Source organism: Arthrobacter ginsengisoli (assembly GCF_031456935.1).
Taxonomy (GTDB): domain Bacteria; phylum Actinomycetota; class Actinomycetes; order Actinomycetales; family Micrococcaceae; genus Arthrobacter; species Arthrobacter ginsengisoli.
The window spans coordinates 120,380-139,269 of the sequence record NZ_JAVDVQ010000011.1; the positions used below are offsets into that span (position 1 = coordinate 120,380).

At 67.4% G+C, this 18,890-nt stretch carries 19 protein-coding genes and 1 riboswitch; of the genes, 6 read left to right on the forward strand and 13 right to left on the reverse strand.

Annotated features, from left to right (window positions below; genetic code table 11):
- Positions 1-2 precede the first annotated feature (2 nt).
- The gene (locus J2X01_RS13925) at positions 3-188 is read right to left on the reverse strand and encodes a ferredoxin (protein WP_310058372.1); all 186 of its coding nucleotides are present in this window, start codon (positions 186-188) and stop codon (positions 3-5) included.
- A gap of 147 nt (positions 189-335) precedes the next feature.
- Here J2X01_RS13925 and J2X01_RS13930 point away from each other — a divergent pair, with 147 nt between their 5' ends.
- The gene (locus J2X01_RS13930; RefSeq protein ID WP_310058374.1) at positions 336-1,301 is read left to right on the forward strand and encodes a LysR family transcriptional regulator; all 966 of its coding nucleotides are present in this window, start codon (positions 336-338) and stop codon (positions 1,299-1,301) included.
- Positions 1,302-1,332: 31 nt separating this feature from the next.
- On the opposite strand, the gene J2X01_RS13935 is transcribed toward J2X01_RS13930, so the two are convergent.
- The 5 genes from J2X01_RS13935 to J2X01_RS13955 form a co-directional block, all read right to left on the reverse strand.
- Positions 1,333-2,520 carry a glutamate--cysteine ligase gene (locus J2X01_RS13935; protein WP_310058376.1) on the reverse strand — a complete coding sequence of 396 codons (1,188 nt, stop codon included), beginning with the start codon at positions 2,518-2,520 and terminating at the stop codon, positions 1,333-1,335.
- Between the two features lie 44 nt (positions 2,521-2,564).
- Positions 2,565-4,088, reverse strand: coding sequence for a UDP-N-acetylglucosamine 1-carboxyvinyltransferase (locus tag J2X01_RS13940; protein WP_310058378.1), 1,524 nt, complete (start codon positions 4,086-4,088; stop codon positions 2,565-2,567).
- Positions 4,089-4,184: 96 nt separating this feature from the next.
- A complete protein-coding gene (locus J2X01_RS13945; RefSeq protein WP_310058379.1) occupies positions 4,185-4,988 on the reverse strand; it encodes an energy-coupling factor transporter transmembrane component T family protein in 804 nt (267 codons plus the stop codon).
- Entirely contained in the window at positions 4,985-6,622 is a 1,638-nt protein-coding gene (locus tag J2X01_RS13950) for an ABC transporter ATP-binding protein (protein ID WP_310058381.1), read from the reverse strand. The genes J2X01_RS13945 and J2X01_RS13950 overlap by 4 nt, the downstream gene beginning before the upstream one ends.
- Positions 6,622-7,254 (reverse strand): ECF transporter S component, encoded by a 633-nt coding sequence (locus J2X01_RS13955; RefSeq protein WP_310058384.1) that lies wholly within the window; start codon positions 7,252-7,254, stop codon positions 6,622-6,624. The genes J2X01_RS13950 and J2X01_RS13955 overlap by 1 nt, the downstream gene beginning before the upstream one ends.
- 65 nt (positions 7,255-7,319) lie before the next feature.
- Positions 7,320-7,463: riboswitch (TPP riboswitch) on the reverse strand.
- Between the two features lie 180 nt (positions 7,464-7,643).
- Between J2X01_RS13955 and J2X01_RS13960 the strand changes: the two genes are divergently transcribed.
- Positions 7,644-8,192 carry a heme-degrading domain-containing protein gene (locus J2X01_RS13960; RefSeq protein WP_310058386.1) on the forward strand — a complete coding sequence of 183 codons (549 nt, stop codon included), beginning with the start codon at positions 7,644-7,646 and terminating at the stop codon, positions 8,190-8,192.
- A gap of 60 nt (positions 8,193-8,252) precedes the next feature.
- Entirely contained in the window at positions 8,253-8,516 is a 264-nt protein-coding gene (locus J2X01_RS13965; protein WP_310058388.1) for a DUF4235 domain-containing protein, read from the forward strand.
- A gap of 3 nt (positions 8,517-8,519) precedes the next feature.
- Here the strand turns inward: J2X01_RS13965 and mnhG are convergent, their stop codons facing one another.
- The 6 genes from mnhG to J2X01_RS13995 are packed head-to-tail and all read right to left on the reverse strand — an operon-like array spanning position 8,520 to position 14,996.
- Positions 8,520-8,933, reverse strand: coding sequence for a monovalent cation/H(+) antiporter subunit G (gene mnhG / locus J2X01_RS13970; protein WP_310058391.1), 414 nt, complete (start codon positions 8,931-8,933; stop codon positions 8,520-8,522).
- Positions 8,923-9,201, reverse strand: a complete 279-nt coding sequence (locus J2X01_RS13975) for an MrpF/PhaF family protein (protein WP_310058394.1) — start codon at positions 9,199-9,201, stop codon at positions 8,923-8,925. The genes mnhG and J2X01_RS13975 overlap by 11 nt, the downstream gene beginning before the upstream one ends.
- A complete protein-coding gene (locus J2X01_RS13980; protein ID WP_310058397.1) occupies positions 9,198-9,743 on the reverse strand; it encodes a Na+/H+ antiporter subunit E in 546 nt (181 codons plus the stop codon). The genes J2X01_RS13975 and J2X01_RS13980 overlap by 4 nt, the downstream gene beginning before the upstream one ends.
- Positions 9,740-11,380 carry a Na+/H+ antiporter subunit D gene (locus tag J2X01_RS13985; RefSeq protein WP_310058399.1) on the reverse strand — a complete coding sequence of 547 codons (1,641 nt, stop codon included), beginning with the start codon at positions 11,378-11,380 and terminating at the stop codon, positions 9,740-9,742. The genes J2X01_RS13980 and J2X01_RS13985 overlap by 4 nt, the downstream gene beginning before the upstream one ends.
- A complete protein-coding gene (locus J2X01_RS13990; RefSeq protein ID WP_310058402.1) occupies positions 11,377-11,955 on the reverse strand; it encodes a Na(+)/H(+) antiporter subunit C in 579 nt (192 codons plus the stop codon). The genes J2X01_RS13985 and J2X01_RS13990 overlap by 4 nt, the downstream gene beginning before the upstream one ends.
- Positions 11,952-14,996, reverse strand: a complete 3,045-nt coding sequence (locus J2X01_RS13995; RefSeq protein WP_310058405.1) for a Na+/H+ antiporter subunit A — start codon at positions 14,994-14,996, stop codon at positions 11,952-11,954. Before J2X01_RS13995 ends, J2X01_RS13990 begins: the two co-directional genes overlap by 4 nt.
- A 152-nt stretch (positions 14,997-15,148) precedes the next feature.
- Between J2X01_RS13995 and J2X01_RS14000 the strand changes: the two genes are divergently transcribed.
- From J2X01_RS14000 to J2X01_RS14010, 3 genes are read left to right on the forward strand one after another with little or no spacing between them, the layout of a single operon-like run.
- Entirely contained in the window at positions 15,149-16,552 is a 1,404-nt protein-coding gene (locus J2X01_RS14000; RefSeq protein ID WP_310058408.1) for an MFS transporter, read from the forward strand.
- 39 nt (positions 16,553-16,591) lie between these two features.
- Positions 16,592-17,074, forward strand: coding sequence for a cation:proton antiporter regulatory subunit (locus tag J2X01_RS14005; protein WP_310058411.1), 483 nt, complete (start codon positions 16,592-16,594; stop codon positions 17,072-17,074).
- A gap of 4 nt (positions 17,075-17,078) precedes the next feature.
- Complete coding sequence (locus J2X01_RS14010; protein ID WP_310058414.1) at positions 17,079-18,275, forward strand: cation:proton antiporter; 1,197 nt, start codon at positions 17,079-17,081, stop codon at positions 18,273-18,275.
- Here J2X01_RS14010 and dcd read toward each other — a convergent pair.
- Positions 18,272-18,847 (reverse strand): dCTP deaminase, encoded by a 576-nt coding sequence (gene dcd / locus J2X01_RS14015; RefSeq protein WP_310058418.1) that lies wholly within the window; start codon positions 18,845-18,847, stop codon positions 18,272-18,274. The two genes, J2X01_RS14010 and dcd, sit on opposite strands and share 4 nt — an antisense overlap.
- Between the last annotated feature and the right edge of the window lie 43 nt (positions 18,848-18,890).

An 18,890-nucleotide genomic window follows, 5' to 3' on the forward strand; every position in this document is an offset into this window, starting at 1 on the left:
GGTCACACCAGCCGCAGCGCGGCAACCGGGCAGACGCGAACCGCGGCCTTCGCCGGTTCAAGATCGTCACCGACCGTCTCGATGTCCAGCACCAGTTCGCCCTGGTCGTCGAGGTGCATCAGCTGTGGTGCGGCTTCCTCGCAGAGCCCGTGGCCTTCGCAGCGCGGTCGATCTAGGACAATCTTCATGGCTTTCTCCTTTGAATACTGAATGCAGCGGGTGGCGGGGGTCACAACCAGGGTGTAAACGAGTTTTCCAGCAGGCGGGACGTTCGACAAATGAATAATGCTCATCGTTCATATGCACCGCATGAATGAATTGCTAAACTGCGAGTTATGCCTAGCAACGAGGAAGGGTCGGGGATGGACGGTGAGTTGGCCCGGCTGGCTTCAGTCGACCTCAACCTGCTGGTGCCGCTCCTGGCGCTGCTGGACGAGCGGTCGGTGACGAACGCGGCGAGCCGGATCGGCTTGTCGCAGCCGGCCATGAGCCACGGGCTGACGCGCATGCGGCGCATGTTCAATGACGAACTCCTCGTGCGGCAGGGGCGCGGAATGGTCCTGACGCCGCGTGCCGCGGAGCTCCTGCCGGCCTTGCGGCAGACGCTCACGCAGACGGCCCGGCTCGTCAATGCCGCGCCGTTTGACCCCGCAACCGACAGCCGGCTGATCACCGTGGCGATGACGAACAGCACCGCGTTCGTCATCGGCAGCACCATCACCCGGCTGCTGGCGGAGCGTGCGCCGAACACGGTCCTGCGGTTGCGCACTACGTCCTCCGCGACCATCGCGGTGTTTGCCGAGGATGCGGCGGACGTCATCCTGCTTCCCGAGACGTTCGCTACGCCGCACCCGCGCGAGCGCCTGTACGACGACCGCTGGGTCGTCGTCACGTCGTGGGACTCACCGCGGGATGCCAATGCGCTGGAGCTGCTGGAAATCGTACCTCACGTGGTTCTGGACGCGTCCCCGGAACGTTTGCGGCCGTATGAGATCCTCGACCAACACAAGGTGCCGTACACGGTCGGCCAGCGCGTGTCCGACTACCTGTTCATTCCGCACCTGATCGCCCGGGCGGGCGGGGTGGCGGTCCACCGGTATCAGGTCGGCTTGGAATTCGAGGGCCGCTTCGACCTGCGGATGGAGGAGTTTCCCTTCCCGATCCAGACCCTGGGCATCGACATGGTCTGGAACCCGTGGCTCGCGGAGGATCCGTTCAAGGACTGGCTGCGCGGGATCCTGGTGGAGGCCGCCGTTCCGCTGCGGGCCCGATATGGTCCGCCGGCGGTTCCGGCGGCGTAGTCAATTCAGTTGCCGCATGGTGCTGTGAGGCTCAGCCGCGGCGGACCCGACCCAGCAGCGGGACCTCCTGAGCCGGGTTCCCGGTGGCGCCCCCCCGCGTGGTCACTTCGACGGCCTCTTCGACGACGGCGGCCAGCCCGCCCGACCGGAACGGCCCCCGCTGCAGCTGCGAGCCGGTGCCCTCCGCCAGGATCCTGTCGACGCCCTCCCGCACCAGCTCCAGCTCGCCCTGCTCCTGAAGCACGGGGGCCACGAAGTCCACCAGGGCATGGACCACATCGGCGGCCGGGGCAGGGGTGAAGGTTCCGAAGTCCAGCAGCTCCCCGCGCAGTCCGCAGTTGCTGGCCTGCCAGGCGGCCATCCGCAGCAGCAGCGTGGGCACGGGGGCGGGGTCGACGCCGTCGTCCCATTCCCGCGACGCCGATTCGACCAGGGCGCGCACGATTACGGCGATCAGGGCCGCGTCCTCGGCCCGCAGGCAGACGTCTGCAACCCTGACCTCCACGGTGGGATGGAGCCTGGCCAGCCGGGCATCGAAATAGACCATCCCCTCATCCATCAGGACGCCGCTTTCCACCAACCTGGTCACCAGCCGCCGGTAGACCGGCAGGCTGCCGAAGATCATGGTGGGACCCGAACCGGGCCAGCGGTTCCACGCCTGGGTGCGGTAGCTTTCGAATCCGGTCTCCGCACCGTTCCAGTACGGGGAATTTGCGCTGAGGGCGATCAGGACGGCCAGCTTGTCCCGGATCCGGTCCATCACGGCCACGCCTTCCTCCGGGGACTCCACGAAGGTGTGGACATGCAGGCCGCAGGTCAGCTGGTTCCGGACCGTGAGCCCGAAGCGCTGCTGCATCGTCAGATAGCGCTGATTCGGTGTCAGGTGCGTGGCGGCGCCCTGGGGAGAGGTGGCCAGGGCCGCGACGCGGCCGCCGTGCTCGCGGGCGGCGTGGTCCGCCAGTGCCCGGGCCTGCCTGAGCTGCCGGAGAAGTTCCTGGTAGTCCAGGCATGGCCGGGTCTGGGTTTCGATTTGCTCGAGCTTGAGCTCGTAACTGAAGTCCGCACCGCCGTCGTGGACCGGTTGCTGCCCCGCGAGAACCTGGGCGTCGTCCAGCTTCGGCGGCACCAGCCCGGGCAACATGAGGTCGGCAAGGGCCAGCAGCATCCCCGTTTCGGGATCCACTATGAGCAGTTCTTCCTCCACGCCGAAGGTCCGCATGTTTCTATTGTGCGACAGGAACCGCCGAAAGGCTCGGAGAGGATTCAGTCCTGGAAATACTCGATTTTCGCGCCGATGGTGTTGAGCCGCTCCGCAAGGTCCTCGTAGCCGCGCTCGATCACGTAGATGTTTCGCAGTTCCGAGACACCACGGGCCGCGAGCATCGCCAGCAGCAGGCACGCCGCGGGGCGGAGGGCCGGCGGGCAGCCCACTTCGGCCGCGCGCCATTTCGTGGGCCCGTTGACATAGATCCGGTGCGGGTCCAGCAGCTGTACCTGGGCGCCGAGTTTGTTCAGCTCGGTCAGGTAGATCGCGCGGTTGTCGTAGACCCAGTCGTGGATCAGGGTCTGGCCGTGGGCATTCGCGGCGATGACCGCGAAGAACGGCAGGTTGTCGATGTTCAGCCCGGGAAAAGGCATCGGGTGGATTTTATCCTCGGGGGCGCGCAGTTCCGAGGTCCTGGTGGTGACGTCCACCAACCGCGTGCGCCCGTTGCGGGCCAGGTACTCGTCGGAGACTTCCAGCCGCTGGCCCATCTGCTCCAGCGTCGCGAGCTCGATTTCCATGAATTCGATCGGGACGCGGCGGATGGTGACTTCCGAGTTCGTGACGATGCCGGCGGTGATCAGGCTCATCGCCTCGATCGGGTCTTCGGAGGGGAAGTACTCGATGTCGGCGTCGACTGCGGGGCGGCCGGTGATTTTCAGCGTGGTGGTTCCCACACCCTCGATCTCGACGCCGAGCATCTGCAGGTAGAAGCAGAGGTCCTGCACCATGTAGTTGGGGCTGGCGTTGCGGATGATCGTCGTGCCGCTGCGGTGGGCGGCGGCCATGATGGCGTTTTCGGTAACAGTGTCGCCGCGTTCGCTCAGCACGAAGGAGCGGTCGTGCCCGTCCGATGGCGGCGCCTGCACGGCGTAGAAGCCGGACTTGGCATCAACGCTGAGGCCGAACTGGCGCAGCGCCTGCATGTGTGGCTGCACGGTGCGGGTGCCAAGGTCGCACCCGCCCGCGTAGGGCAGCCGGTATTCACCGGCTTCGTCCAGGAGCGGGCCCAGCAGCATGATGACGCTCCGGGTCCGGCGGGCTGCCTCGACGTCCATCGAGTCGAGGTCCAGGGCCGCGGGGCGGCGGATCTGCAGATCGTTGGCGTTGAGCCAGGTGCATTCGACGCCGATGCTGGTCAGCACCTCGACGATCCGGTTGACTTCTTCGATCCGGGCCAGCCTGCGCAGTGTGGTGGTGCCGCGGTTGATCAGGCTGGCGCACAGCAGGGCGACGCCGGCGTTCTTGCTGCTGTTGACGTCGACGGAGCCGGACAGTGTGCGGCCGCCCTCCACCCGGAGGTGCGTCATGGCGGGCCGTCCCACCTTGACAATGCTCCGGCCGAAGATCGCCTCTAGCCGCTGGATCATCTTCAGGCTCAGGTTCTGCTTGCCCTGCTCCATTCGGGCAATGGCACTCTGGCTGGTTCCCAGCTCGGCAGCGAGCCGCCCCTGGGTCCAGCCCTTCTCGCCGCGGGCGGCGCGGAGCAGGGCGCCAACGTGTTCAGCAGTCTCTTGAGTCATCCGACGAAAATATCACGCATGAGTTATTAACCCCCGACATTTCCGCCGGAGTGCCGCCAGTCTCACAGGAATACCCGCGCCGTGCGATAACCCGCGCTACTGCCGCGCGAGGAAGACCATATTCCAGGTCCCCGCCGCCAGGGCCGAGGCGACGGCGGCGCCCGCAATCAGCAGCCCGCCCAGGAAGACCCACGCATCCAGTCCGCTGAAGGCCGACTTCCGGGCCCAGGTCCGTGGTGCGTCGCCGAAGCCCCGGGCCTCCATGGTGACGGCGAGCCTGGAGGCGCGCCGGACGGCCTGCACCAGCAGCCCAAAGCTCTGACCCAGGGTGGCGCGCAGCCGCTGCAGGGGATTCCCGTGCGAGCCCACGCCGCGGGCGCGGCGCGCCATCCCGATGGTCTGCCATTCTTCGGCCATCAGCCCCACCAGCCGCATCGCGGCCAGTGTCCCGAGGACGAAGCGGTGCGGCAGTTTCGCCTTCTGCGCGAGGGCGTCCGCCAGATCCGTGGGGTCGGTGCAGCTCATCAGCAATACGGCCGGCAGCGCGATGGCCAGGCCGCGGAGCATAAAGCCCAGGCCGAGTTCGAGGGATCCCTCGCTGATCGACCAGATCCGGGCGTCGAGCAGGATACTGCCGCTGTCCGGCGCCAGGATCGTGGTGCTCCAGCCGCCCAGCGCCGCGGCCAGGATCAGCGGCCAGCCGCGCTGCCAGAGCAAGCCGACGGTCAGCCCGGCCAGCGGAAGCAGCGCCAGTTCGAAGGTCAGCGCCACCGAGGCGGACACCCAGTCGATGGACAGCGCCAAGACCATCGTGACGAGCATAACGGCGGCAAACTTCGCCAGCGGGTTGGCCCGGGTCAGCACGGCATGGTTGCCGCGCAAGGTCAGTTCCTGCCTCATGATGCCTTGATCTTCCCTTCTTCGCGGCCCGGTTCCAGACCTTCCGGTTCCCGGTGTTCGGGGGCCCGGAGGCTCAGCTCGGTGCCGCCAAGGACCTGGCTGAATTCGGCATCGTGCGTCACGGACACGACGGCGGTGCCGTCGTCGAGCAGTTCGGAGAGGAACGAGGCGAGTTCGGCCCAGGTGTTGGCGTCCTGGCCGAAAGTGGGTTCGTCCAGGACGAGCACGCGGGGATGGGCGGCGAGGACAGTCGCGACCGACAGGCGCCGCTTTTCCCCGCCGGAGAGCGTGTAGGGGTTGGCATCCACCAGCTCCGTCAGCCGAAGCCGCTCCAGCAGTTCGTCCACGCGGTCCCCGCCGCGGCCCAGGTGCCGGGGCCCGAACATCAGTTCGTCGAGCACCCGGCCGGTGACGAACTGGTGCTCGGGTTCCTGGAAGACGGTCCCGATCCTGGCGATCAGCTGTTGCGCCTTCCACTTGTAGGGATCGATTCCGGCGCCGGCGCTGAGGTCCAGGGTGGCGGAAACCCGGCCGGATACCGGTGCGAGCAGGCCGGCGAGGGTCAGCGCGAAAGTGGACTTCCCCGAGCCGTTGGGGCCCGTGATGGTCAGCGCCTCCCCGGCGCGGACCTGGGCGGTGATGGCGGACTGCACGGGCTCCGGCGGGACCGGGCGGAAACCTCCGCGGAGTCCCGCCCGCCGCGGCCGTTCGCGTGACACGGCCAGGTCCTCAGCCGCCAAGAGCAGCTGCCCCGCAGATGCGGCACCGCCGGGGCCGGCGGCCGGGGTGCCGGTCCGGGTGCCCCGGGGCCGGGTCTGCGGCACGTACCCGGGAACCCAGACCCCGGCCGCGGTGAGCATGTCCCGTGCCTGAGCCAAAACCCGGTCCGGCGGCCCATCGATCAGCACGGCCGAGTGCGTGGCCGATCCGGGCTGCAGCACCACAATCCGGTCCACGAGGTCCTTCCAGATGGAGACCCTGTGCTCCACCACCACCAGGGTGGCCCCGGTCTTGGCCAGGCAGCGGCCGACCGCGTCGCGGACTTCCAGGACACCGGCCGGGTCCAGGTTGGCGGTGGGTTCGTCGAGCAGGATCAACCCCGGGCGCATCGCCAGGATGCCGGCGAGCGCCAGCCGCTGCTTTTGGCCCCCGGAGAGCGACGACGTCGGGTGGTCCAGCGGCAGCCTGCCCAGCCCGACGTCCTCCAGCGCTTCGGCCACCCGCATCCAGATGTCAGCCGGGGGCACGGTCAGGTTTTCGGCGCCGAAGGCGACGTCGTCGCCCAGGCGCGAGAGCACCACCTGGGTCTCCGGGTCCTGCTGCATCAGTCCGGCCCGGCCGCGCTGGGCCCGGGGCGGGGCGCCGTCGATCAGCAGGCTGCCCGTCTCGTCCGCGTCCTCGGCGTCCGCCGGTGCACTGCCAGCGGCCCCGGCGGAGCTGTCGCCGAGCACCCCGGCGAGGGCATGAAGCAGCGTGGACTTACCGGCGCCGGAGGGGCCCAGCAGCAGGACCCGCTCCCCGGGCCGGATGTCCAGGTCCAAGCCGCTGACGGCGGGCCTGGGCCTGCCGGCGTGCCGCCAGCCCCAGCCCCGCGCGGTGACCGTGGCTGGGCGCACTCCGTGGTCGGCGGGCATCAGGAGAAAACGGGCTCCGTGGCCGCCTTGCGGGAGGCGAAGGAACTCAGCACCCCGGTCCTGGCCAGGCCCCGGGTGGCGAGCCAGGACAGTCCGCCGGCGATCACGGCGCCCGAGATGGCGGTGAAGATGATGTACGCCAACTTGTCGCCGCCGGCGTACGCGATGTTCCAGCCCCACGGCAGGAACGAATCATTCAGCCCGCAGAACAGTCCTGCACCAGCCCCGGCCAGCAGCGATACAGGCAGGTTGAACTTCTTGTACATGAACGCGGCGAAGACCAGTTCGGCGCCAAGGCCCTGCAGAACGCCGGAAATGAGCACCGTGGTGCCGTACTGCGAGCCCATGATCAGCTCACCGGTAGCTGCCACGGTTTCGCAGAACAGCGCGGCGCCCGGCTTGCGGATGATGAGCATGCCCAGCACCGCCGGAATCATCCAGCCGCCGGCATAGAGCCCGGTCAACGGCGGATAGAACGCGTTGACCGGGGCGGAAATGAGGTTGGCGCCCTGGGACCAGGCCCAGAAGATCACGCCACCGGCCACCGCGATCAACGCGGCCACCACTATGTCCACCACACGCCAGTTGTAGCTGCGTCCGGTGAGCGTCTGCCGTGCAGATGTATCAGTCATGTCGTCCTCCTGAGGAACAGGAGGGGAGAGTGCCCCGGGTCCGCGGCTTCCGCCGCCACTCCGGGCCCTCTGAGAACTCGACTCCCTTGCGCCGGTACTAACCGGATCAGGTTCGAGGGTCTGCGGCTGTCCGCACTCTCAGCGCCCACCTGCGGTTTCCCCGGATTCCTCCGGTGATGCCCGACGGCGGCGCTCCCCTGTCGTATTTAATATCGCCCTTATGGGCGTGGCCCAGTTTACACCTGTCAGGCCGTGATTTCCGGGGCAGCCGTCACAATCCGCGGGCTGCGGAGCCGGTGACCGGAGAACGCACTGCTTGGTAGAGTCGGCTAGGCAATGGGAACACCGGACGCCGCCTCCCGGCGGCCGACTAACGGAAGCCGAAAACCTTGACCGATTCAGCAGCGCCTTCCCCCGGCTACGACCCGGACTCCGCCGACGAGCAGCCGCACGGATCCCTGGCGGCGCTCATCGGCCGCATCCTGGCTGAAATCGACGAGCTGCAGTTCCCGTCTTTCAGCAAGGACGACGCCCTGGACCTCGGCCTCCGCCTGGTCGAACTCGGCAGGCAGCGCTCCCACCCGATTGCCATCGACATCACCAAAGGTGAGCAGGTGCTCTTCCACGCGGCGCTGGCGGGCGCCACCCCGGACAACGAACGCTGGATCAGGGCCAAACAGCGCACGGCCGTGCGCTACGAAGTCCCGTCGCTACTGGTGGGCCTTCGTGCCCGGGCTGCCGGCGGGCGGATCGAGGACAACGCCTGGTTCGACCAGACAGAGTTTGCCGCCCACGGCGGCGCCTTCCCCATCTACGTGCGCGGGACCGGCATGGTAGCCACCGTCACGGTATCGGGGTTGCCGCAAAAAGCCGACCATGAGCTGGTGGTGGAAGCCCTCTCCGAAATCCTCGGCCGCCCCGGGACGCCGGGACGCTAGGCCAGCCTGTCGGGCGCTAGGCTAGGGGCAGCCCTGTTCCTCCCGCAAGGAGTCCGAAGAATGAACATTCTCATCAAACTGCTCGGCACCGGCGTCAGCCTGCTCGCCGGCTATGTCGGCACCAAAGTCGTTGACACGGTCTGGGAGAAATCCACGGGCACCAGGCCGCCCAAGGGCGACGACGACGATGTGCCCACCACGCTGCGCTCGGCCCTGACCTTCGCGCTGATCTCGGCTTCCGTCAATGCCATCATCCAGGTCCTCGCCAACCGCGGCACCCAGCGCGCGATCACGCGTTACGCCAAGTCCCAGGACATCGTCTAGCGTTCACCGCCCGTCGGTGACGCCGTCGTCGTCGTCGGTGAAGCCGCGCGTACCCGCCGCCTGCTGCACCACGGCCTCCAGCTCGTCCGTGCTGAGCAGCTCCGGGTGCAGGTGCTTGGTGCGGTACCCGGCCCGGCCCACCATGTGGGCCGACACGGGCACGGTGAGCAGCTGGAAGATCCAGGCCAGCACCAGAACCGGCCAGACCCACCAGGTGCGCATCTGCAGGCCCAGCGCGACGAGCAGCAGGAACAGCCCTAGCACTTGCGGCTTGGTGGCTGCGTGCATCCGGGTCATCAGGTCCGGAAAGCGGAGCAGTCCCACCGCCGCGGCGAGCGACATCAGGGCGCCGACGACCAGAAAGACCGCCGAGACGGCGTCGATCACGGCATCACCGGAAAATGTCTCAGGATTCACGCGGTTTCTCCCGACGGTCGGCTACGAAGCGGGCCACCGTGACGGAGCCGACGAACCCGATCAGGGATACCGCCACCAGCAGCATGAGGTTGTTCAGGTGCCGGTTGACGGCCATGTCGATGCACAGTGCCGCTCCCACGATCGCCAGCAGCACGTCCGCGGCAAGCACCCGGTCCAGCAGCGACGGGCCCCGGGCGATCCGGATGATCGCTCCCCCGGCAGCCAGGGACAGCACAACCGTCGTCACGGTCAGGACAAGCTGCATCATGACCCCACCTCCTGCTTGAGAGCGGACAGTTCGGCCTTGGTGCCCATGATCCGGATCAGCCCGGCCTCCGTCGCGCGGACGTTGCTGCGCAGCTGAGCCGCATCTTCCGCGTTGCGGACATTGATGCCGTGGATGTAGAGGGTGGAGGTGGAACGGTCCACTTCCACCACCAGCGACCCCGGGATCAGCGCGGTCACATGCCCCGTCGCCGTCACCAGCAGGTCGGAGTGGCTCCGCAGCGGGACGGCGACGACGGCGCTGATCACCCTGGGGCCTTTGGAGAGGGCCAGGAACAGGACCTGGAAGCTGGCGGTCACGACCTTGGCCAGGAAGGACAGTGCGAACAGGAGCGCCCGGAGGACGTTGAAGCGGCCGCCGAGCTCCACCGGCGGCAGGTAGAACAGCCGGGCCACCACGACGGCGATCAGCGCGCCGAAGAGCAGGTTCCCCGGGCTGAAGTTCTGCCACAGCGCGCCCCAGACCATCACCAGCCAGACCAGAAGCGGGAGTTCCTGGCGCAGGGAGATCCGTTTCCGGCTCATTTGCGCTCCTGCCCGCTGGCCGGCGGAACGCCGCCGGTGTCCGGATCAGGCTGGGAGATCGCAGGAACCGGCGCCTCCACGCCGAGGACCGCGCGGATGTACGAGGTCCGGTCCAGCATCTCGACGGCGGACTGGTCCGCCACCTTGAACAGCGGCCCGGCGAAGACCGTTAAGCCGATACCGAAGATGACCAGGCCCAGTGTGGACCCCACCATGGTGCGCGGCAGCAGGGTGACATTCGTCTTGCCGGCCCGATCGCCCCTGGCCGAGTCCTCCGGGTCCGCCAGCAGCACCGGATCGGGGTGTTCGGCGTCCTCGGGCTTGCGCCAGAAGGCGCGGTTCCAGACCCTGGCAATGGCCAGCAGGGTCAGCAGGCTGGTCAGGACGCCGCCGATCACCAGCGCATAGGCCAGCGGGGTTCCGAGTTGGACGCCGGCCTGCAGCAGGCCGACCTTGCCGAGGAAGCCGGAGAACGGCGGGATGCCGGCAAGGTTCATCGCCGGGATGAAGAACAGCACTGCCAGCAGCGGTGAGAGCTTTGCCAGGCCGGCGACGCGGTCCACCGAGGAACTGCCGCCGCGGCGTTCAATCAGGCCGGTCACCAGGAACAGGCTGGTCTGGATCGTAATGTGGTGGGCGACGTAGAAAACCGCGGCACCCAGCCCGGCCACCGAGGACATCGCCAGGCCGAACACCATGTAGCCGATGTGGCTGACCAGGGTGAAGGACAGCAATCGTTTGATGTCGCTCTGGGCCAGCGCACCCAGGATTCCCACCAGCATGGTCAGCAGGGCGGCGACCATCAGCGGGGAGTTGAACGTGTCTCCGGGGAACAGCAGCGTTTCGGTCCGGACCATGGCGTAGACGCCCACCTTGGTCAGCAGGCCGGCGAACACGGCAGTGACCGGGGCCGGCGCCGTCGGGTAGGAGTCAGGCAGCCAGAAGGAGAGCGGGAACACGGCGGCCTTGATCCCGAAGGCCACCAGCAGCATCACGTGCAGCAGGTTCTGCGTGCCCTGGTCCAGGTCCGCGAGCTTGATGGCGAGATCGGCCATGTTGATGGTTCCCGTGGCCCCGTAGATCATCGCGATCGCGATCAGGAACAGGACTGAGGACACAACCGAGACCACCAGGTAGGTCACACCGGCCCGGATCCTCGGCCCCGTCCCGCCGAGGGTCATCAGGACATAGCTGGCGGTCAGCAGGATCTCGAAGCCCACATAGAGGTTGAACAGGTCCCCGGACAGGAAGGCGTTGGACACGCCGGCCACCAGGATCAGGTAGGTGGGGTGGAAGATCGAAACCGGGGCGTCCTGGTCGCCGTCGGCCATGCCCTGCCCGGTGGCGTAGATCAGCACGGCAAGGCTCACCGAGGATGACACCACAAGCATGAGTGAGGAAAACTGGTCCACCACCATGACGATCCCCCACGGCGGGAGCCATCCGCCGATGTTCACCGCGGCGGTGCCGCCCTCCCAGACGGAGGCCAGCAGCCAGCACTCGAGCAGCAGGGTCAGCGCAAGTAGCACGATGCTGACGATCCGCTGGGCGTGGGAATTCCGGACCAGCAGGAACGTCAGGGCGGCGCCGAGCAGCGGAAGGATGACGGCGAGCGGGGCGAAACTGGCAATATTCACTGTCCGCCTCCTTCCTTGCTGGGGGGCGTGACCTTCAGGGATCCGGGCTGTTCCTCCGAGGAGGCCGCCTCGGCGTCGAGCGTGCGGTCGGCAACCTTCACAGTGGCGCCGGCCCCGGCAGGAATGTCGGAGACCGTTTGGCCGTCCGTGCCGAGCATGGTCAACGGGAATTCGGAGGTCTCCACCGGAATCACGGAGTCGTCCTCGGCGTCGAAGCTGGGGGTCTTCGCAACGCGGCGGTCTTCGGCGTCGTCCTGGATTTCGTCCTGGCGGGCCAGCACCCAGGTGCGGTAGATGATGCCGAGCATAAACGCGGTGACGGCGAAGGAGATCACGATCGACGTGAGGATCAGGGCCTGCGGCAGCGGATCGCTGTACTCCCCGGGATCGGTGTCCTTGTTGAACAACGGTGCCAGGCCCGCGTACCCCCCGGTGGCGAGGATCAGCAGGTTGGTGGCATTGGCGAGCACCATCAGGCCCAGCAGGACCCGGGTGAGGCTGCGTTCCAGGATCAAGTAGATGCCGCAGGCATATAGTGCACCCATCACGGTCAGCAGTGTCAGATTGACGCTCATGCCTTCCCCTTGGCTGTGGTTTCGGCCGCGATTCCGCCGGCTTCCTGTTCGTCGGACGGTTCTGCCGGGTGTTCCTCGAAGTGCTCGTCGATTTCGGCCCCCAGGCTGCGCAGCACATCCAGCACCAGGCCGACGACGACGATGTACACCCCGATGTCGAAGATGGTGGAGGTGACGAACTTGACGTCACCAAAAACCGGCAGCCAGAACTCCAGAATGGCGGTCTGGAAGACCTGGCCGCCCAGCAGCAGCGGCGCCACGCCGGAGGCTGCAGCGGTGGCGAGGCCAATGCCCAGCAGGGCGCCGGCACTGACCGGGGTGGCTTCGCGCAACTCGAAACGGCCGCCGGCCAGGTAGCGGATGGTGAGGGCCAGGCCGGCGGTGAGCCCGCCGGCGAAGCCTCCGCCGGGGAGGTTGTGGCCGGCCAGCAGGAGGTAGATCGAGAAGACAATCATGGAGTGGAAAATCAGCCGGGTGACCACCTCGAAGATGATCGATCGGCGTTCCGGCGCCAGGGTCCGCCCCGCCACCAGCCACTCGTCGCGGCTGGAGGCGGCAAAGCGGCGGCTCATGGCCAGCGCGGCGGCGTCGCGGGTATGGCCACGGCCGGCGTTGCGGCTCGGCTGCCGGCGCCCGACGGAGCCTTCTTCCACAGTGGCGGAAGTCTGGATCCGGTCCCCCCTGCCCCGGACGAAAATGAGGCTGGCGACGCCGGTGGCTGCCAGCGCCAGCACAGAAATTTCCCCGAAGGTGTCCCAGGCGCGGATATCCACCAGGGTGACGTTGACGATGTTCAGCCCGCCGCCGCCTTCATAGGCCAGCTTCGGAAATTCGAGCGAGACGGGGGCCGCCACCCGGGCGCCCAGGGCGTAGATGGCGACGAACACCATGGTGATGCCGAACCCGGCGCCGATGATCACGCGGATCACCCGATATTTCCCGCCGGTGCGGTCACGCAGTTCCGCGGGGAGGCTCCGCATGGCCAGGACGAACGCCACCAGGATGATGGTTTCCACCAGCATCTGGGTCAGCGCCAGGTCCGGGGCGCCCTGCAGCGCGAACATCAAGGCGATGCCGTAGCCGGTAACGGACACCATCAGCACGGCCAGGAAGCGTTTGTTGGCACGCACGGCGGCCAGGGCGCCGATCACGATCCCGGCGCCCACGACGATCTGCAGCGGGGCGTTGGGGTCGATGAAGTAGAGATCTGCGGGCAGCGGCTGGTCCGCCAGCACCAGCGCGGTCAGCGGCAGGACGAACGCCACGGTGAGGATGACGGACAGGTAGAAGTACAGCGAACCCCGCTGGGTCCGTCCGGTGATCCAGACGGCGGTGTCGTCGAGCGCGCCGATCGTCAACTGGTAGCTTCGGTCGCCGTCGATCCAGGCGGGCACCAGGCCTTGGAGCCGGGCGACGGCGTCGCGGGTGTAGAACATGACCAGGCCGAGGGCGAAGGTGATCGCGGTCAGCCCCAGGGCCGGGGTCAGTCCGTGCCACAGCGCCAGGTGCCCGGTGGCGGCCGCCGGGTCCTCGCCGGCGGGCACGAACAGCGCCGCGTATGGCTGGATCCACGCGTCCACCGGCGCCGGCCACAGTCCGTAGACGATGGTCAGCAGGCTCAGGACGGCGGGGGCGGCCAGGAAGGCCGGCTGGATCGGTTTGAAGGGGGTGGTCTCGACGCCGGGTTTGACGGCGAAGGCGCCCCACATGAACCGTGCGCTGTAGGCAAAGGTCAGGATGGATCCCAGCACCACGCCCACCAGGATCACCAGCCCCCATGGGCTGGCGGCGTCGGTGCTGTAGTGCACGAACGCTTCGAAGACCGATTCCTTCGCGACGAAGCCGGCCAGCGGCGGGATGCCGGCCATCGAGGCGGCTCCGATCGCGGCCACGACCGCCAGTGCGCGGGAGGAACGGTAGACGCCGGAGAGCTTGCGGATGTCGCGGGTGCCCGCCTGGTGGTCAATGATGCCCACGACCAGGAAGAGGGTTGCCTTGAAGAGTCCGTGAGCCAGCAGCAAGGCGAGCCCGGCGAGCGCCGCATCGGGCTGGCCGAGCCCCACGATCATGGTCAGGAAGCCGAGCTGGCTGACCGTGCCGTAGGCCAAGATAAGTTTGATGTCCGTTTGCCGCAGCGCCCGCCAGCCGCCGACGAGCATGGTGGCCAGGCCAAGGCCGAGCACCATCGGCAGCCAGGGCGCGGTTTCCGCAAATCCGGGCGCCAGCCGCGCTACGAGGTAGATGCCGGCCTTGACCATGGCGGCGGCGTGCAGATAGGCGCTCACCGGCGTGGGCGCAGCCATCGCGCCGGGGAGCCAGAAGTGGAAGGGGACGAGCGCCGATTTGGTGATCGCACCAATCAGGATGAGAACGACGGCGGCGGCCACCGGCCCGGCGGCGGGACCGGTGACGAGGGCGGGTGCCAGCTCGAGGATGGCCGAAATCCGGTAGGTCCCGGCGTTGAAGCCCAGGATGATCAGGCCAACCAGCATGCTCAGGCCGCCGGCGGTGGTCACCACGAGGGCCTGCAACGCGGAGCGCCGCGCCGACAGCCTGGTCCGCGCGTAGCCGATCAGCAGGTAGGACAAGACCGTGGTCAGTTCCCAGAAGATAAACAGCAGGAGCAGGTCATCGGCCGTAACCAGGCCGAACATGGCTCCCGCGAAGGCCAGCAGCTGGGCGCCAAATCCGCCGAGGTAGTCGTCCTTGTCCTTGAAGTACCGGGCGCAGTAGACGAGGACCAGCGCACCCACGCCGAGAACCAGCAGGGACATCACCCAGGCCAGGGCGTCCATCCGGAAGGCGAGCTCAATCCTCAGCTCGGGGATCCAGGGCAGGACTTCAGCCACTCCGGGACCCACCGTGGCGCCGGTGCTGGTTGTCCCTGCGTCGGAATACACGGCGCCATGCTGCAGGATCAGCCAGGCGAACGAGCCCGCAGGCACCGCGGCGAGGGCGTAGAACGAATTCCGGCCGAACCTGCGGAACAGAAATGGCGCCACAGCAGCCACCGCGAAGTGCACGGCAAGGACTGTGATCACTGGTATCTCCGCAACGTCTGGAATTCGTATGGTCAAAAGTTGGAGCAGGCGGGGCATTCGTTAGGTTCAGTCCGGACAGTTTACCAAGCGTTGACAAATTCTTTTCGAACGGTGCGTCGAGCCCCGCGGCGACTGCGGATAATATTCGAGCTATGAACTCCGCTGCTGCCCCAGAGGCCATGCGTCCCGCCTCGGAACTGGAATCCGGCGACCCGGCCTCGCACAAGGGACGCATCCTCGCGTGGGCTGCCTGGGATTGGGGCTCGGCGGCCTTCAACGCGGTCATGACCACGTTCGTGTTCACCGTGTACCTGACCTCCAACGCCTTCGGCGGGGAGGACCGGGCCTCCGCTGTCCTGGGCGGCGCACTGGCCATCGCCGGCGTCGCCGTCGCGCTGCTGGCCCCGGTGACCGGGCAGCGCTCCGATGCCGGCGGGCGCCGGAAGCTCTGGCTGGGGGTCAACACCGCTGCCGTCGCACTCCTGACCGCCCTGTGTTTCTTCGTCTTTCCGCGTCCGGAGTTCCTGCTGCTCGGCGTGACCCTGATTGCGCTGGCGAATGTGTTCTTCGAGTTTGCCGGCGTGAACTACAACGCCATGCTGACCCAGATCTCCACGCCGCAGAACATCGGCAAGGTCAGCGGCTTCGGCTGGGGCATGGGATACCTCGGCGGGATCGTGGCACTGCTGCTGGTGCTCCAGCTGTTCGTCCAGCCCCGCTTTGAGTGGTTCGGCGCCTCCACGGCGGAGGGCCTGAACATCCGCCTGGTCGCGGTGTTCTCCGCCCTGTGGTTCTTCATCTTCGCCCTGCCGGTACTGTTTGCCGTTCCGGAACTCCCCAGAACCAGGCAGGGCGCCGGCCCGGGATTCCTGGCTTCCTACCGTCTGCTGGTGCACCGGATCAAGGCGATCTACCGGACCAGCCCGCACACCATTTACTTCCTGCTCGCCAGCGCCGTCTACCGGGACGGGCTGGCCGCGGTGTTCACGTTCGGCGGCATCATCGCTGCGGGCACGTTCGGATTCGAACTCAAGGACGTCATCGTTTTCGCGATCTTCGGGAACGTCGTCGCCGCGGTGGGCGCCATCGTGGGCGGCTTCCTCGACGACCGGATCGGGCCGAAAGGGGTCATCACCGGGTCGCTCCTCGGCCTGCTGATTGCCGGCACGGTGATTTTGGTCCTTGGCAACGGGAGATATTCCTTCTTCGGAATGGACTGGGCCGGAAGCACCACGTTCTGGATCTTCGGCTTGTTCCTGTGCCTGTTTGTGGGGCCCGCGCAGTCCTCCTCGCGGGCCTACCTCGCCCGGCTTGCCCCGCACGGCGAAACCGGCGAGCTTTTCGGCCTCTACGCCACGACCGGGCGGGCCGTCAGTTTCCTCGCCCCCGCCCTGTTTACGCTGTGCATCGCGATAGCTGCCCCGCTGTCGGAACCCGGCGAGGCGCAGCGCTGGGGAATCCTCGGCATCATGGCCGTGCTGCTGGCCGGGCTGCTGCTCCTGCTCCCGGTCAAGGCGCCGGACGAGACCGAAATCGCCGTCGTCCCCGCCGCCTGAAGCGACCCGAAAACTCCTGCGGCGCACTACGCTGGAGGAATGAACGTGGATGAAACAGACCTCCCGGGACTGGGCCGGCGCAAGGACTTCATGACCGCCTCAGGGCGGCGGATTGGTGTGGTGGAATACCGCGAAGGCCAAACCGAACTGATCGTCTCCACGTGGGATGATCCGGACACCTGCCAGGCGTCCATCCCGCTGACCGCCGATGAAGCCGCCGCGCTGGGCAACCTGCTCGGTGGCCAGCGGCTGGCCATGCAGCTCTCCGAGGCGCACCGCGAGGTTCCGGGAATCGTCACCCGGCAGTTCTCTATCGCGGCCGATTCCCCGTTCCACAACCAGCCGATGGGCAAGGCCGCCATCCGGACCCGGAGCGGCGTCTCGATCGTCGCCATCATGCGGGAAGGCGAGGTGGTTCCCTCACCGGGACCCGACGTCGTCCTGCACCCCGGCGATCTCCTCGTTGCAGTGGGGACGCAAGAAGGCCTGGACACGGCGGCCGGCATCCTGCGCAACGGCTGACGGCATGGATCCGCTCGCACTGACCCTGATTGAACTCGGGGCCGTCGTCTTTTGCCTCGGCATCCTGGCGAGGCTGGCCGGGCGGATCGGGATGTCCCCCATCCCGCTGTACCTCATCGGCGGCCTGTTCTTTGGCGCGGGGGGTCTCGTAAAACTCGAAGGTATGCACGAATTTACCCACCTCTCGAGCGAGATCGGCGTCATCCTCCTCCTGCTTATGCTCGGATTGGAATATACGGCTGCCGAGCTGGTCACGGGGCTGCGCCGCTCCTGGCAGGCCGGTGTCCTGGACCTGGTCCTGAACTTCCTGCCCGGCGCCCTCCTGGCGGTCCTGCTCGGCTGGGGGGGCGTCGGTGCAATGGTGATGGGCGGGGTCACCTACATTTCGTCCTCGGGCATTGCCGCAAAGGTGATCACGGACCTGGGGCGGATCGGTAACCGCGAAACCCCGGTGGTGCTCTCGATCCTCGTGTTCGAGGATCTCGCGATGGCGGTCTATCTGCCGGTCCTCACGGCAACCCTGGCCGGCGTCAGTTTCGTCATGGGTCTGCAGACTGTGGGGATCTCGCTCGCCGTGGTGACCGTGGTCCTGCTCGTGGCCCTGCGGCACGGGCACCATGTGTCCAAAGCTGTGCACAGCGAAAACTCCGAGGTGTTCCTGCTCAATCTGCTCGGGGCGGCGCTGCTGGTGGCCGGACTGGCCGCGGCCATGCAGGTGTCAGCGGCCGTCGGGGCCTTTATGCTCGGAATCGCCATTTCCGGTGCCACCGCGCACAGCGCCACCAGGATCCTCGAGCCGTTGCGGGATCTCTTCGCAGCCATATTCTTCGTGGTCTTCGGCCTCAATACCGACCCTGCGACTATCCCGCCGGTGCTCGGCTGGGCCCTTGTGCTGGCCTTTGTCACGGCGGTCACCAAGATGCTCACGGGGATCTGGGCAGCGAAGCGCGCCGGGATCGGCGTGCCGGGGCGTTTCCGGGCCGGCGCCGCGCTGATCGCCCGCGGGGAGTTCTCGATCGTCATTGCCGGCCTGGCGGTCGCGTCGGGGGTGGTGCCCGCGGAGCTGGCCGCCCTGGCCACCGCCTACGTGCTGATCATGGCCGTGACCGGCCCGCTCGCCGCCCGGTTCGTGGAACCGGTGGTGGCGATGCTGCGCCGCCCGGCGAAACCGCCGAGGGTGCGGACCGCGGACGGAATTTAGACGACCGTGCGGTGGAAGTTCAAGTGGCTTCTGCTCGCCGTCGGGCCGCGCTGGCCCTGGTAGCGGTTGCCGTACTGGCCGGAGCCGTACGGGTGCTCGGCGGCCGAGGTGAGCCGGAAGAAACACAGTTGGCCGATCTTCATGCCGGGCCAGAGTTTGATCGGCAGCGTCGCCATGTTGGACAGCTCCAGGGTCACGTGGCCGGAGAAGCCGGGATCGATGAATCCCGCGGTGGAATGGGTGAGCAGGCCCAGCCGGCCCAGCGAGGACTTGCCCTCGAGCCGGGCGGCGATGTCGTCGGGGAGCGTCACTGTCTCATAGGTGGAGCCCAGCACGAATTCCCCGGGGTGCAGAATGAACGGCTCGCCGGTCTCAACCTCCACCAGCCGGGTCAGCTCAGGCTGTTCCTCCGCCGGGTCGATGTGGGCGTACTTGTGGTTGTCGAAGAGCCGGAAGAACCTGTCGATCCGGACGTCCACTGACGATGGCTGCACCATGGCAGGGTCGAACGGCTCCAGAACTATCCGTTGGGAGTCGATTTCGGCACGAATGTCGCGGTCGGAGATCAGCACAGTCTCAAAATTACCGTACTTGGCGGGGTCGGCCGTGCCCGGG

What these genes read in the sequence shown, in the direction of transcription:
- J2X01_RS13935 (WP_310058376.1), bottom strand. Translation starts at nt 2,520, where the DNA reads ATGCGGACCTTCGGCGTGGAGGAAGAACTGCTCATAGTGGATCCCGAA.
- J2X01_RS13925 (WP_310058372.1), bottom strand. Translation starts at nt 188, where the DNA reads ATGAAGATTGTCCTAGATCGACCGCGCTGCGAAGGCCACGGGCTCTGC.
- J2X01_RS13945 (WP_310058379.1), bottom strand. Translation starts at nt 4,988, where the DNA reads ATGAGGCAGGAACTGACCTTGCGCGGCAACCATGCCGTGCTGACCCGG.
- J2X01_RS13975 (WP_310058394.1), bottom strand. Translation starts at nt 9,201, where the DNA reads ATGATGCAGCTTGTCCTGACCGTGACGACGGTTGTGCTGTCCCTGGCT.
- J2X01_RS13955 (WP_310058384.1), bottom strand. Translation starts at nt 7,254, where the DNA reads ATGACTGATACATCTGCACGGCAGACGCTCACCGGACGCAGCTACAAC.
- J2X01_RS13980 (WP_310058397.1), bottom strand. Translation starts at nt 9,743, where the DNA reads ATGAGCCGGAAACGGATCTCCCTGCGCCAGGAACTCCCGCTTCTGGTC.
- J2X01_RS14010 (WP_310058414.1), top strand. Translation starts at nt 17,079, where the DNA reads ATGGATCCGCTCGCACTGACCCTGATTGAACTCGGGGCCGTCGTCTTT.
- J2X01_RS13940 (WP_310058378.1), bottom strand. Translation starts at nt 4,088, where the DNA reads ATGACTCAAGAGACTGCTGAACACGTTGGCGCCCTGCTCCGCGCCGCC.
- J2X01_RS13990 (WP_310058402.1), bottom strand. Translation starts at nt 11,955, where the DNA reads ATGAGCGTCAATCTGACACTGCTGACCGTGATGGGTGCACTATATGCC.
- J2X01_RS13930 (WP_310058374.1), top strand. Translation starts at nt 336, where the DNA reads ATGCCTAGCAACGAGGAAGGGTCGGGGATGGACGGTGAGTTGGCCCGG.
- J2X01_RS13965 (WP_310058388.1), top strand. Translation starts at nt 8,253, where the DNA reads ATGAACATTCTCATCAAACTGCTCGGCACCGGCGTCAGCCTGCTCGCC.
- J2X01_RS14005 (WP_310058411.1), top strand. Translation starts at nt 16,592, where the DNA reads ATGAACGTGGATGAAACAGACCTCCCGGGACTGGGCCGGCGCAAGGAC.
- J2X01_RS13950 (WP_310058381.1), bottom strand. Translation starts at nt 6,622, where the DNA reads ATGCCCGCCGACCACGGAGTGCGCCCAGCCACGGTCACCGCGCGGGGC.
- J2X01_RS14000 (WP_310058408.1), top strand. Translation starts at nt 15,149, where the DNA reads ATGAACTCCGCTGCTGCCCCAGAGGCCATGCGTCCCGCCTCGGAACTG.